Annotated in this window: 14 protein-coding genes and 1 pseudogene; 6 read left to right on the top strand and 9 right to left on the bottom strand. The window is 73.0% G+C overall.

Annotated features, from left to right (window positions below; translation table 11 throughout):
• Nucleotides 1-6 precede the first annotated feature (6 nt).
• The gene (locus tag K933_RS12025; protein WP_023395006.1) at nucleotides 7-1,347 is read left to right on the top strand and encodes a hydroxymethylglutaryl-CoA reductase; all 1,341 of its coding nucleotides are present in this window, start codon (nucleotides 7-9) and stop codon (nucleotides 1,345-1,347) included.
• 36 nt (nucleotides 1,348-1,383) lie between these two features.
• On the opposite strand, the gene K933_RS12030 is transcribed toward K933_RS12025, so the two are convergent.
• The gene (locus K933_RS12030) at nucleotides 1,384-1,755 is read right to left on the bottom strand and encodes a hypothetical protein (RefSeq protein WP_049947836.1); all 372 of its coding nucleotides are present in this window, start codon (nucleotides 1,753-1,755) and stop codon (nucleotides 1,384-1,386) included.
• Between the two features lie 114 nt (nucleotides 1,756-1,869).
• Between K933_RS12030 and K933_RS12035 the strand changes: the two genes are divergently transcribed.
• Nucleotides 1,870-2,580 carry a class I SAM-dependent methyltransferase gene (locus tag K933_RS12035; protein ID WP_023395008.1) on the top strand — a complete coding sequence of 237 codons (711 nt, stop codon included), beginning with the start codon at nucleotides 1,870-1,872 and terminating at the stop codon, nucleotides 2,578-2,580.
• 75 nt (nucleotides 2,581-2,655) lie between these two features.
• Here K933_RS12035 and K933_RS12040 read toward each other — a convergent pair whose 3' ends face one another.
• Complete coding sequence (locus K933_RS12040) at nucleotides 2,656-3,171, bottom strand: DUF5817 domain-containing protein (protein WP_023395009.1); 516 nt, start codon at nucleotides 3,169-3,171, stop codon at nucleotides 2,656-2,658.
• Nucleotides 3,172-3,320: 149 nt separating this feature from the next.
• Between K933_RS12040 and K933_RS12045 the strand changes: the two genes are divergently transcribed.
• On the top strand, nucleotides 3,321-3,680 hold the full coding sequence (locus K933_RS12045; protein ID WP_023395010.1) for a cupin domain-containing protein: 360 nt from the start codon (nucleotides 3,321-3,323) through the stop codon (nucleotides 3,678-3,680).
• Between the two features lie 48 nt (nucleotides 3,681-3,728).
• On the opposite strand, the gene K933_RS12050 is transcribed toward K933_RS12045, so the two are convergent.
• From K933_RS12050 to K933_RS18405, 4 genes are all read right to left on the bottom strand, one after another.
• Nucleotides 3,729-4,013, bottom strand: coding sequence for a translation initiation factor (locus K933_RS12050; RefSeq protein WP_023395011.1), 285 nt, complete (start codon nucleotides 4,011-4,013; stop codon nucleotides 3,729-3,731).
• Nucleotides 4,014-4,107: 94 nt separating this feature from the next.
• On the bottom strand, nucleotides 4,108-5,370 hold the full coding sequence (gene icd, locus K933_RS12055) for an isocitrate dehydrogenase (NADP(+)) (RefSeq protein ID WP_023395012.1): 1,263 nt from the start codon (nucleotides 5,368-5,370) through the stop codon (nucleotides 4,108-4,110).
• A 202-nt stretch (nucleotides 5,371-5,572) separates the two neighbouring features.
• A complete protein-coding gene (locus K933_RS12060; RefSeq protein ID WP_152529821.1) occupies nucleotides 5,573-5,983 on the bottom strand; it encodes a hypothetical protein in 411 nt (136 codons plus the stop codon).
• A gap of 27 nt (nucleotides 5,984-6,010) precedes the next feature.
• Nucleotides 6,011-7,123 (bottom strand): hypothetical protein, encoded by a 1,113-nt coding sequence (locus K933_RS18405; protein ID WP_023395014.1) that lies wholly within the window; start codon nucleotides 7,121-7,123, stop codon nucleotides 6,011-6,013.
• 335 nt (nucleotides 7,124-7,458) lie between these two features.
• On the opposite strand from K933_RS18405, the gene K933_RS12070 reads away from it, so the two are divergent.
• Nucleotides 7,459-8,316, top strand: a complete 858-nt coding sequence (locus K933_RS12070) for an isoaspartyl peptidase/L-asparaginase (protein WP_023395015.1) — start codon at nucleotides 7,459-7,461, stop codon at nucleotides 8,314-8,316.
• 1 nt (nucleotide 8,317) lies between these two features.
• Here the strand turns inward: K933_RS12070 and K933_RS12075 are convergent, their stop codons facing one another.
• A complete protein-coding gene (locus tag K933_RS12075) occupies nucleotides 8,318-8,845 on the bottom strand; it encodes a GNAT family N-acetyltransferase (RefSeq protein WP_023395016.1) in 528 nt (175 codons plus the stop codon).
• 96 nt (nucleotides 8,846-8,941) lie between these two features.
• On the opposite strand from K933_RS12075, the gene K933_RS18410 reads away from it, so the two are divergent.
• On the top strand, nucleotides 8,942-9,472 hold the full coding sequence (locus K933_RS18410; protein WP_023395017.1) for a GrpB family protein: 531 nt from the start codon (nucleotides 8,942-8,944) through the stop codon (nucleotides 9,470-9,472).
• Between the two features lie 114 nt (nucleotides 9,473-9,586).
• On the opposite strand, the gene K933_RS12085 is transcribed toward K933_RS18410, so the two are convergent.
• Nucleotides 9,587-10,450 carry a DUF63 family protein gene (locus K933_RS12085; RefSeq protein WP_023395018.1) on the bottom strand — a complete coding sequence of 288 codons (864 nt, stop codon included), beginning with the start codon at nucleotides 10,448-10,450 and terminating at the stop codon, nucleotides 9,587-9,589.
• 103 nt (nucleotides 10,451-10,553) lie between these two features.
• Here K933_RS12085 and deoC point away from each other — a divergent pair, with 103 nt between their 5' ends.
• The gene (gene deoC / locus K933_RS12090) at nucleotides 10,554-11,204 is read left to right on the top strand and encodes a deoxyribose-phosphate aldolase (RefSeq protein WP_023395019.1); all 651 of its coding nucleotides are present in this window, start codon (nucleotides 10,554-10,556) and stop codon (nucleotides 11,202-11,204) included.
• A gap of 43 nt (nucleotides 11,205-11,247) precedes the next feature.
• Here deoC and K933_RS12095 read toward each other — a convergent pair.
• Nucleotides 11,248-11,498 (bottom strand): annotated as a pseudogene (locus tag K933_RS12095) (PQQ-binding-like beta-propeller repeat protein); the annotation flags it as partial.

Consider the following 11,498-nt stretch of genomic DNA (forward strand, 5'->3'; position numbering starts at 1 on the left):
AAAGGTATGAGCGACGCCGACACGGAGCGTCTCGCCGCGCGGGTGCGGGAGGGCGACCTCCGGCTGTACGAACTGGAGGAGCACGCGGACGCCGACACCGCCGTGGCGGCCCGCAGGCTACTCGTCGAGGAGGCGTCGGGCGCGGAGTTGGAGACGACCGGCGAGTACGCGTTCCCCGCCGAGATGGCGACGGGGACGAACGTCGAGAACATGGTCGGGGCGGTGCAGGTGCCGGTGGGCGTCGTCGGCCCGGTGACGATAGACGGTGGCGCGCTCTCGGGCGAGCGGCACGTTCCGATGGCGACGACGGAGGGGGCGCTGCTCGCGTCGGTCAACCGCGGCTGTTCGGCGCTGAACACCGCGGGCGGCGCGAGCGCTCGCGTGTTGAAGAATCGGATGACCCGCGCGCCCGTCTTCCGCGTCGACGGCGTCGTGGAGGCGGAGGCGCTCGCGTCGTGGACCCGCGACAACGTCGAGGCGCTCCGAGCCGTTGCGGAGGCGACGACGAACCACGGCGAACTCCGCGAGGTCCGACCGTACGCCGTCGGCAACAACGTCTACCTCCGGTTCGCCTACGACACGAAGGACGCGATGGGGATGAACATGGCTACCATCGCGACCGAGGCGGCCTGCGAAGTGGTCGAAGACGAGACGGGCGCGGAACTGGTCGCGCTGTCGGGCAACCTCTGTTCGGACAAGAAGCCCGCGGCGGTCAACGCCGTCGAGGGGCGCGGCCGGACCGTCGCCGCCGACGTGACCGTCCCCCGCGAGACGGTCCGGGAGACGCTCAAGACCACCCCGGAGGCCGTCGCCGAGGTGAACACCCGGAAGAACCTCGTCGGGTCGGCGAAGGCCGGGAGTCTGGGCTTCAACGCCCACGTCGCCAACGCGGTGGCGGCGGTGTTCCTCGCCACGGGCCAAGACGCCGCACAGGTCGTCGAGGGTGCGAACGCCATCACCACCGCCGAGGTCGTGGCCGGCGACGCGCCCTCGCGGACGGTCGACCGGAACGGGGCCGCCGAGTCCGGCGTCGGCCCGGACGGCGACGCCCCGGACGGCGACGCCCCGGACGGCGACGGCGCCGCCGCGGGGCGCGGCGGCGACCTGTACGTCTCGGTGACGCTCGCGTCGCTCGAAGTCGGCACGGTCGGCGGCGGGACGAAACTCCCGACGCAGGCGGAGGCGCTCGACGTGCTCGGGGTTCGGGGCGGCGGCGACCCCGCTGGGAGCAACGCCGACGCCCTCGCGGAGGCGGTGGCGGTGACGGCGCTCGCGGGCGAACTCTCCCTGCTGTCGGCGCTCGCGTCGCGCAACCTCTCGTCGGCCCACGCCGAACTCGGCCGGTAGTCGCCGGTCCGTCGTTCCCGCTCCGCGCGGAGCCGACTACGACGGGGGGTCGGCCCGACTCCCGCGGACGTTCCGCACCGCGTCGGCGCCGAACGCGACCGCGAGACCGACCACCACGCAGCCGCCCGCGACGACCCGCGCGACCCGACCGGTCGGCGTCCACCCGAGCGCCCGCGCGAGGAACGGCGCGGCGAACACCGCCCACCCGACCGCCTGTTCCGCGCGGTCGGCGAGCAGGCGGTCGAACGCGATCAGTCCGAAGAACGTCGCCATCAGCCACCAGCCGACCGCGTCGGTCGGGAAGCCCGCCGGGAGCCACGCCCCGAAGAGAGCGGCCCCGGAGAGGTAGCCGACGCTGACGACGCCGACGGCGTTGAGGGGGGCGGAGAGCGGGGAGTCGTCGAACACGGCGGGCGGTCGGTCCGCCGCGGGCATAAACGTCCGCGGTCGGGGGTCCCCGTGCCGACCGACCACGCGGCTTTACGGTCGGCGACGCCCGATGCCCGGCCGAGAGGGACCAACGTGACACGCGACGGAAGTGGGAGCGAGGGGGACGAGGACGGCGACGGCGTCAAACGGGCGGTCAGGCGCCACTGGGACGGCCGCGCGGCGACGTTCGACGACGAGGTCCACCACGGTATCCACACCGACGAACAGCGCGAGCGGTGGCTGTCGGTGCTCGACGCGTGGGTCGACGACCCGCCGCGACGGGTGCTCGATGCGGGCTGTGGGACGGGCGTGGTGTCGCTGCTGTTGGCCGAACTCGGCCACGACGTGACGGGCGTCGACTTCGCGCCCGGGATGCTCGACCGCGCGCGAGCGAAGGCGGCCGCGCGAGCGCGTCTCGCGGGGTCGGCGCGCTTTCTGGCGGGCGACGCGACCCGCCTCGCCGCGCCCGACGGCGCGTACGACGCGCTGACCGCGCGCCACCTGCTGTGGACGCTCCCCGACCCCGCGGGCGCGCTCCGCGAGTGGCGGCGGGTCGTCCGCCCGGGCGGCCGGGTCGTCCTGGTCGAGGGGCGGTGGGACCACGACGAACCGCGCGGGGAGTACCGCGCGGTCCACGGCGACCTCCCGCTGTACGACGGCCGCCCGCCCCACGACCTGTGCGACCGCCTCGAAGCGTCGGGGTTCGTCGGCGTCGACGCCGAGCGGCTGATGGACCCGACGCTGTGGGGGCGCGACCCCCGCCACGAGTACTACGTCGTCGCCGGGACCGTCCCCGAGGCGTAGCCGGCGCCGGCGGGCGGAGGACCGGCCGTCCGGGAGCCGTCGACCCGGGGGACGGGCCGGGACCCGACGCGGCCGCTACAGCAGGCGGTACTCGCCGCGCGACTCGCTCGCCTCGCCGCGTTTCGTCAGCCTCTCGAGCAGGTCGCGGGCGCTGTCGGCGGGCACGCCGCGGTCGGTGGCGTACTCGACCACCGCCTCCTCTGTCGTGTGTCCGGCTTCGAGCGCGTCGCGTACCACCTCGTCGCGCGAGCGCGAGCGCTCCCGCGAGACGTCGCCCGCCGCGGTCACCTCGTCGGCGTCCAACCCCGAGCGTTCGAGGTACTCCCGCTCGTCCATCCCCGCCTCGTCGGCCGCCTCCGCCAGTTCCGCGACCGTACCGGCGCGCTCGAACGCGTCCTCGTCGCCCGACTTCTCCGCGAGTAGGCGCGCGCGCGCCTGCGCCGCCGCCGCGCGGTCCTCGGACTCGTAAAAGCGTCGCAGCGGCGTCGAGTGACGCGTCCCGCAGCGCGGACACGTCGCCGACTCCTGCGTGTCGGGGTCGGAGAGCAGCCAGTAGGTCCCACAGTCCGAACAGCCGACGACCGCGTACATACCGACGCTACCGCGTCGTCGGGCTTGAATCTGTCCACGCGCGAGTGGTGCCCGCCACCGGACACCGCCCGGAGCGGTCGCGCGTCGGCGTCGACCACGCGCCGGGCGGATGCCGGCAGAGTTACGACCCGTCGCGTTCGGCTCCCCGTATGGAGGAGACGGAGAACATCGAGACGGTTCGGTACGACTCGGCCGACGACGTGGAGGCGGCGCCCGGCGTCGAACTCGCGCAGCTCGCGGCGGGCGAGGAGATGAGCGTCCAGCACTTCGCGGTCGACCCCGGCGAGACCATCCCGGAGCACGAACACCACCACGAGCAGGCGGGCTACGTGCTGACGGGCGCGCTCACGTTCATCTTCCCCGACGGCGAGGAGGTCACCGTCGAGGAGGGCGACTCGTACGTCATCCCCGGCGGCCGACCCCACGGCGCGGAGAACCGCAACGACGAGCGGATCGAGGGTATCGACGTGTTCAGCCCGCCCCGGCTGGACGCCGACTGGGCGGAGTAGCGGCTCCGCTCGCGGCGCGTCAGTTCCCAGCGGAGAGGAACTCGGCGGCTACTCGACCGTGTACCCCTTGTCGCGGAGCAACTCGGCCGCGCGGTCCTGGTGGTCGCCCTGAAGTTCGATCGCGCCGTCCTCGACGGTGCCGCCGGTGCCGACCGACTTCTTGAGGTCGGAGGCGAGCGACTTCACGTCGACGTCGCCCTCGAACCCCTCCACGATGGTGACGGGCTTGTTGTACGTCCGGCGCTCCATCCGGATGGTGAGCCGCTGTTCGGCGCGGTCGAGGTCTGCGGTCGGGTCGTCGGGGATGTCCGCGAACGGGTCGTCGTCGCTCATGGACTGAGCGTACGCGCCCCACGTCAAAAAGCACGAGGCCGACGGGCACGGTGTCGGGGGGAACGCGGCCGCCGCGCGGTGCGGACCGGTCGGCTCAGGCGAGGTCGTGGATCCGCTCGACGACCTCGTCGGCGAACTCGGAGGTGGCGAGCTTCGTGGCGCCGTCGCGCTGGCGTTCGAGGTCGTAGGTGACCCGGCCCGACGCGATCTGCTCCTCGACGGCGTCGCGCACGAGGTCGCCCGCGTCGCTCCAGCCGAGGTAGTCGAGCATCTCGCGGCCCGAGAGGATCATCGCGGTGGGGTTGACCTTGTCCTGACCGGCGTGTTTGGGCGCCGAGCCGTGGACGGGCTCCGCGAGCGCGCGGCCGTCGCCGAAGTTGATCCCCGGGGCGATGCCGAGCCCGCCGATCTGTGCGCCGGCGGAGTCGGAGAGGTAGTCGCCGTTGAGGTTCGGCATCGCGAGCACGTCGTAGTCGGTCGTCCGGGTGAGCAGTTGCTGGAGCATGTTGTCGGCGATGCGGTCCTTGACGACCAGTTTGTCGTCGGGCGCCTCGCCGTCGTACTCCTCCCAGAGTTCGTCTTCGGTGATCGTCTCCTCGCCGTACTCCTCGTCGGCGAGTTCGTACCCCCAGTCGCGGAACGCCGCCTCGGTGAACTTCATGATGTTCCCCTTGTGGACCAGCGTCACCGAGTCGCGGTCGTTGGCGAGGGCGTACTCGATGGCCTGTCGGATCAGCCGCTTGGAGCCGTACTCGGAGATGGGCTTGAGACCCAGCCCCACGGGACCGTCGTGGATCTTCTCGTCGAACCCCATCTCGTCTTCGACGAACTCGCGGACCTTCTCGGCGTCGTCGGTGCCGGCCTCCCACTCGATGCCGGCGTACACGTCCTCGGTGTTCTCGCGGAACGACACCATGTCCATCTCGCCCGGCTCTTTGACGGGCGAGGGGACGCCGTCGAGGTGGTAGGTGGGGCGGACGTTCGCGTACAGGTCGAGCGTCTGCCGGAGCGCGACGTTGAGCGAGCGGAAGCCCGACCCGACGGGCGTCGTCAGCGGACCCTTGATCGCGACGCGGTGTTCGCGGATCGCCTCGACCGTCTCGTCGGGGAGGTTCTCGTCGTACTTGTCGCGGGCGGACTCGCCGGCGTACACGCGCATCCACGCGATGTCGCGGCCGGTCGCCTCCGCGGCGGCGTCGAGCACCGTCTGGGCGGCGGGTCCGACGTCGGTTCCGATGCCGTCGCCGTGGATGATCGGGATGATCGGGTTCTCGGGGACGTCGAGTTCGCCGGTCTCCTCGTCGGCGAGCGTGATAACCTCGCCGTCTTCGGGCGCGTCAGCGATGTCGTAACTCATTAGGCGTACGTGCGCCTTCCGAGGGAGGCCGAAAAAGCCTGCCGTTCTCCGCGTCCCCCGCGTCGGTCCGGAGAGCCGATTCAAACGCTTCGAGACACCGTATAACGTGTACTCCTACCGCGGTAGTCGTTATTCACCCCCGAGTACCCGGGGCGCATCCGCCCGGTCGCCGGGCGGGGGAGACGACCACGCCGCGCGCCGGTCAGGACGCGTCGCCGGTCGCGTGCGCGTCGACGCCGACGGACCCGCCGCTGTCGGTGCCGTCGCCGCCGTCGGTCGCACCGTCACCGCTATCGGTCGCACCGTCGCCGTCGTCGTTCGCTCCCGACCCCTCGGGGGTGTTCGCCCCGGACCCGCCCGCGCCGGCGGGCGTCCGGGCCTCCCCGCAGTCGCACGGGGTCGACGGCGTCGACGCGTCACCGCCCCCGTCGGGGGCGGGCGTGGCCGTCGGCCCGTCAACCGGCGACGGGGGCGCGTCCGTGGGCGTCGAGGTCCACGCGGCGGTCGGGGCGTCGTCGGACGCGACCGCCGGAGCCGAGGGCGTCGACCCGTCGAGTCGGTCGAGCGCGAACGCGCCCCCGACGACGAGGCCGACCAGCACGACGACTGCCACGGCGAGTGGCAGTCCGCGGTCCACCGGTTACTCGCCGGCCTCGGGGACCTCTTCGGTGAGGAAGTACGTGGTCGCCGTCCAGTCGGAGGAGTCCCACGCGGTCTTCCCGTCGTCGGCGTTCGAGATGGTGACGTGCTCGCCCCCGCCGCCGTAGCTCGCGTTGGCGACGAACTCGTAGGAGTCGCCCGCCTCGAGGACGTTCCTGCCGGTCAGGTCGACTTCGACGCGGAGGTTCGTCCCCTCCTTCGAGACCGAGATGAACTCCGGGATCGACATCTCGTTCCACGAGCCGTTCTTCGCGTACTCCATGTGGAAGCCGTCGCCGGACTCCCAGATGATCTGGGCGGCGTGGCCGTCGACCGCGAGGCCGAGCGCCATGTTGGCGGCGTCGACCGTCTCGTCGGACCACGGTTCGTCGAGCACCACGTCGTAGACGACCGACGAGAGGGCCGTCCCGTCGAACCGGTAGTCGATGAACAGGTCCATCGCACCCTTGGTCACGATGCCCTTGTCGGGGTTCTTCGGCTCCTGGTTCTCCGGGGAGGCGTAGTGGGAGTCGTAGCCGCCGGCCGACCCGTCGGCCTCGGCATCCATCCCCACGTCGCTCTCGAGGTTGCGCACGGCGAGGCCCATCGTGTTCTCGGCCTCGGCGGAGAACTCCTCGCCCGCCGCGTCCGTGACCTCGACCGTCAGGCGGAGTTGGAGTTCGGAACTCCCCGTCCCGCCGTCCTGGTCGACCGAGAAGGCGTCGTCGCCGAACACCTCGGTCACGTCCGTCGGCGCGAGCGAGAAGTCGTACGTTCCCTGCGTGTTCGTGAGACCTTCGACGGTCGTCTCCGAGACCGCCTCCCAACCGCTGCCGATGCTGCCCTCCAGCGTGATGTCCGCCTCGCGTGCGGGGTCGTCGAAGCTCTCGTAGGAGAACGTGCCGGTCACCGCCACGTCGTAGCGGGTGACCCGCCCGTCCGCGTTGACGACCTTCTTCGGGTTGGACTTCGTGAACGTCGCGCCGACCTGCGCCGCCGCGCTCCCCGCGAGCGCGCCGACGCCGCCGACCGCGCCGACCAGACCGACGCCGAGTGCTTTGACCGCCGTTCGTCGACCGAGACCGCTTCCGTTGGAGTTGGTGGGTTCGTCCATCGTGAGATCGTCCCGAACGGGCCCGCCCCTCCCCCCCTCGTGCTGTCGCGTCTGAGGGCGGGGGAACCCGACGGGACGAACCGGGGCCGACTACCGATTAGTAATGGAGCTGATTAGCGAGTTACAGGACGCGGTTCCGGGCGGGAAACGACTCCCTCGAACCCGTTCTGTGTCGTGTTACGTTCCGGTTATACACCAACTAACGACCCGTACGCGGACCGGGCGGGCCGGCGCCCTCACGAACTCGCGGTCGCAGGTCCGATGGGGCCGGGTTCGGGTGCCGCTTCGGCTTCCGCTTTCCGGGCGCTTTTGCGTCGGCCCGCGAACCCGCGAGCGTGCGACTCGTATGTCACGGCGGCGCCGGCGGGGCGCCCGACGAACCCGACCCCCGACAGGGGGTCCTCGACGAGGCGGCCGAGACCGGCGCCGCGGCCGACGGCGCGGTCGAGGCGGTCGTCGCGGCGGCCGACGTGTTGGAGGGCGACGAGCGGTTCAACGCGGGCGTCGGCGGCGCGGTCCAGTCGGACGGCGTCGTCCGCACGGACGCGGGGCTGATGACGAGCGACCGCGACGCGGGCGCGGTGGCCTCGCTCGCGGGCGTCGAGAACGCCGCGGCGGCCGCGCGCGTCGTCATGGAGGAGACGCCCCACGTGTTCGTCGCCGGCGACCACGCGGTCGACCTCGCCGCCGAGTTCGGCGTCGGGACGGGCGTCGACCTGTCGACCGACGCGACCCGCGAGCGGTTCGAGTCCGCGGACCCGCCCGACGGGAGCCCCCGCGAGCACCTGGCGTGGGTCGACGAGCGGTACGCGGGTCACGACACGGTGGGCGCGGTGGCGTACGACCCCGCGGCCGACGAGTTCGCCGCCTGCACCTCGACCGGCGGCCGGTTCTTCGCGCTCGCGGGCCGGGTGGGCGACGTGCCACAGGTCGGGTCGGGGTTCTTCGCGGCGCCCGCGGGCGCCGCGAGCGCGACCGGCGCGGGCGAGGATATCGCGAAGGCGACGCTCACCCGCCGGGCGGTCCGCCACCTGGAGGCGGGTTCGAGCGCGCAGGGAGCCGCCGACCGCGCGATGGCGGAGTTCGGCGAACTCACCGGGTCGGACGCGGGCGTCATCGTCCAAGACGAGGCGGGGGTCGGAAGCGCGTTCAACACCGAGGCGATGCAGACGGCGGTCGCGCGGTCCGAGTGACTCACGCGTCGAGTCGTTTGCGCATCTCGACTACGCTCCCCGTCACGCCGTCGGCGTCCCCGCCGAACTCGTGGGGGAGTTCCACCACCCGCTCGTAGCCGCGCGCCTCGTAGAAGGGGACGGCGTTCAGCGCCGCGTGGAGACCGAGCGCCGTGAGACCCCGCTCGCGGGCGCGCCGCTCCAGTTCCGCGAGCAGCGCCGACCCGACGCCCTCGCGCGCCGCGTCGGGGCGAACGTACACCGCGCGGACCTCGCCGGTCCACGGTCCCGCGCGCACCCGCTGGAAGTAGTCGCCGCCGTGCGGGCGGAGTTCGCCGAACCCCACCACCCGGCCGTCGGCGGCGTCCTCGGCGACGACGAACTCCGCGCCGTCGGGCGTCGTCTCGTAGTCGGCGGCGGTCGGGTCGCCCGCCCACGCCGTCACCTGCTCGGCGTCGTAGCCCGCGGAACCCAACCCGCGGATGGACGCCGCGTGGACCTCGCGGACCGCCTCGGCATCCGCCGGGGTCGCGTCGCGGAGCGTGACCATGCAGGGCGTTCACACCCCGGGCGCATCAAGACCGTCGGTCGGGCGGGTCGGCGACGCACCGAAACCGACTCGGCGGCACCTACCGCTCGTGGACCCGTGCCCGAGTCCACTGTCGAGATAGTCGACTACGACCCCGCCTGGCCGACCCTGTTCGAGCGCGAGGCGGAGCGCATGCGCGCCGTCGTCGACGACCACGTGGTCAGCATCGAGCACGTGGGCAGCACGGCGGTACCCGGACTCGCGGCCAAACCGATCGTCGACGTCTGCCCGGTGATCGAGGACGCGGACGGGGTTCGGACCGTCAGCGACCTGCTGGACGACGCCGGCTGGCCTCGCGCGCGCGAGCGCGGCGACGCCTGGGTCGAACACCAGCGGGTCGCCGACTCCGGGCAGGAGTACAACGTCCGCGTTCGACCCCGCGAGGTCGCCATCGAGCGGTACCTCCTCGTCAGGGAGTACCTACGCGCCCATCCCGACGCGCGCGACGAGTACGCCCGCATCAAGCGCGGGGCCGCCGAGACGTACCCCGACGACGTCGAGCGCTACACGCTGGCGAAAAGCGGGACCGTCGAGCGTATCAGGGAACGAGCCCGCGAGGCGGGATACGCGGATCGCATCGACCTTTGAACGCCGGGACGACCGGAGACGCGCGTCCGTCCAGACCCGAGACGAGCTAGTTCACCCACGGAACTGCGAGCGAGCGGACGCGTCGGGTCGACGCCGAGCGTGTGGACTGCCCGCTCAGCCGCCCGCGACCGCGAACAGCAGGGCGTTGTGGACGCCCGGCCCGAGTCCGACCGCGGTCACGAGCGCGAGCAGGGCGTTCCCCTCGCGGGGCGCCTCCTCGGCGGCGGGCGCGATAACCGCGACCACGACGCACGCGACGGCGAGTTTCACCAGGACGAACAGCCAGCCCGCCCCGAGCGTCGGCTCGGTCGGCAGGCCCGCGGCGAACTCGATGATGAGCCGCGAGAGCGGCGTCCGCTCACCGTAGCCCAGCAGGTCGACCCCGACGGCCGTGGTGAGACCGTCGACGCCGTGAGCCGCGACGGCGAGCGCGCCCGCCGTGCCGGTCACCGCCGCGGGGTCGTACGCCGCGAAGAGGAGCCGCGCCGCGACGACTCCGAGCGCGGCGCCCCCGAGGAGACCGAGACCGGGCAACGCCGGCGCGAACGTCCCCCGGCCCGCGCCGTAGGCGGCGACGCCGGCGAGGACGACGGCGAGGGCGACGGTACCGACGACCGCGAGCGTCCGTGCGTCGCCGGAGCCGTGGCCCGCCTCGCTCCCGACACTGTCGCCGCCGACCGACAGCGCCGCGAGCCAGACCCCGCCCGCGAGCGCGGCGGTCGTGAGGTAGGCGGACGGCGTGCCGAACAGCGGCCGGAGGGGAGTCGGGAGCGCGCCGAGCACGTAGAGAACGTGCCCGCCCGCGCCGACGCACATCCAGGGGACGAGCGCGAGGACGTGCCGCTCGCCGAACGGCGGGTCGCGCGCGCGCAGGACGTAGCCCACGGCCGCGAGCGCGACAGCCAGGACGAGCAGGTAGCCGAGCGGGGGGAGCGCGAACCCCTCGGGGAGCACCTGTAGTTGGAGCGAGTCGTACACGGGTTGGTCGCTCGCCGGGGGCGGTGAAAGCGTTGCGGATGCGGGCGCACGGCGGCGGGGGCGCGCGATAGCTTTTCCCCCTCGCCGGCCCACCGGGCGAGTCGTGCCCCCCGAGTTCACCCGAGCCGAGTTCGCCGCGCGCATCGACCACACGGTCCTCGGACCGGAGACGACCCCCGCCGACATCGAGCGGGTGGTCGACGAGGCGGCGGAGTACGGCACGAACGCCTGCATCCCGCCGTGTTACGTGTCGGCGGCGGCCGAACGCGCGCCCGACGTGACGCTCGCCACCGTCGTGGGGTTCCCCCACGGCCAACACGCCACCGACACCAAGCGCGACGAGGCCGAGCGGGCGTGGCGCGACGGCGCCGACGAACTCGACGCGGTGATCAACGTCGGACGGCTGAAGGCCGGCGACGACGACGCGGTCGAGTCGGAGATAGCCGAGATAGTCGCCGCCGTCCCGCTGCCGGTGAAGGTGATACTCGAGACGGCGCTGCTCACCGACGACGAGAAACGCCGGGCGTGTGCGGCCGCCCGCGACGCCGACGCGGCGTTCGTGAAGACCTCCACGGGGTTTTCCGACGGCGGCGCGACGGTCGCGGACGTCGAACTCATGAGCGAGTACCTCCCCGTGAAGGCGAGCGGCGGCGTCGGCAGCTACGAGGAGGCGCTGGCGATGTTCGACGCGGGCGCCGAGCGGGTCGGCGCGTCGTCGGGCGTCGACATCGTGCGCGGCCACCCCGACGTCTGACCCGAGACTCGCGCGCCGTCGCCCGACCCGCAGGCCGCCGGGGTCACTCCAGTACGACGATTCCGGGCGCGCCGTCGACGTCGTCGGCGACGGCGAACACCGCGCCGTCGGCGACCGCGACCGCGCGCGGCGAGACGTCGTGCGTCCAGCGTTCGGTCCCCAGTCGGTAGGGACCCGCGCCGGTCCCGCCGCCGAGCGCGAGCGCGCGGAGCTTCCCCCCGACGCCGACGTACAGCGTGTCGCCCGCGGCCGCCGGCGCCGACGCGGGCGCCCCGGCGCCGTTGTCGATCGACC

This window comes from Candidatus Halobonum tyrrellensis G22 (assembly GCF_000495475.1).
GTDB lineage: Archaea > Halobacteriota > Halobacteria > Halobacteriales > Haloferacaceae > Halobonum > Halobonum tyrrellense.

Excerpts from the sequence above, each read along its gene's own strand:
- K933_RS12075 (WP_023395016.1), bottom strand. The coding sequence starts at position 8,845 with ATGGTCACGCTCCGCGACGCGACCCCGGCGGATGCCGAGGCGGTCCGC.
- K933_RS12045 (WP_023395010.1), top strand. The coding sequence starts at position 3,321 with ATGGAGGAGACGGAGAACATCGAGACGGTTCGGTACGACTCGGCCGAC.
- icd (WP_023395012.1), bottom strand. The coding sequence starts at position 5,370 with ATGAGTTACGACATCGCTGACGCGCCCGAAGACGGCGAGGTTATCACG.
- K933_RS12050 (WP_023395011.1), bottom strand. The coding sequence starts at position 4,013 with ATGAGCGACGACGACCCGTTCGCGGACATCCCCGACGACCCGACCGCA.
- K933_RS12025 (WP_023395006.1), top strand. The coding sequence starts at position 7 with ATGAGCGACGCCGACACGGAGCGTCTCGCCGCGCGGGTGCGGGAGGGC.
- K933_RS18405 (WP_023395014.1), bottom strand. The coding sequence starts at position 7,123 with ATGGACGAACCCACCAACTCCAACGGAAGCGGTCTCGGTCGACGAACG.
- K933_RS12040 (WP_023395009.1), bottom strand. The coding sequence starts at position 3,171 with ATGTACGCGGTCGTCGGCTGTTCGGACTGTGGGACCTACTGGCTGCTC.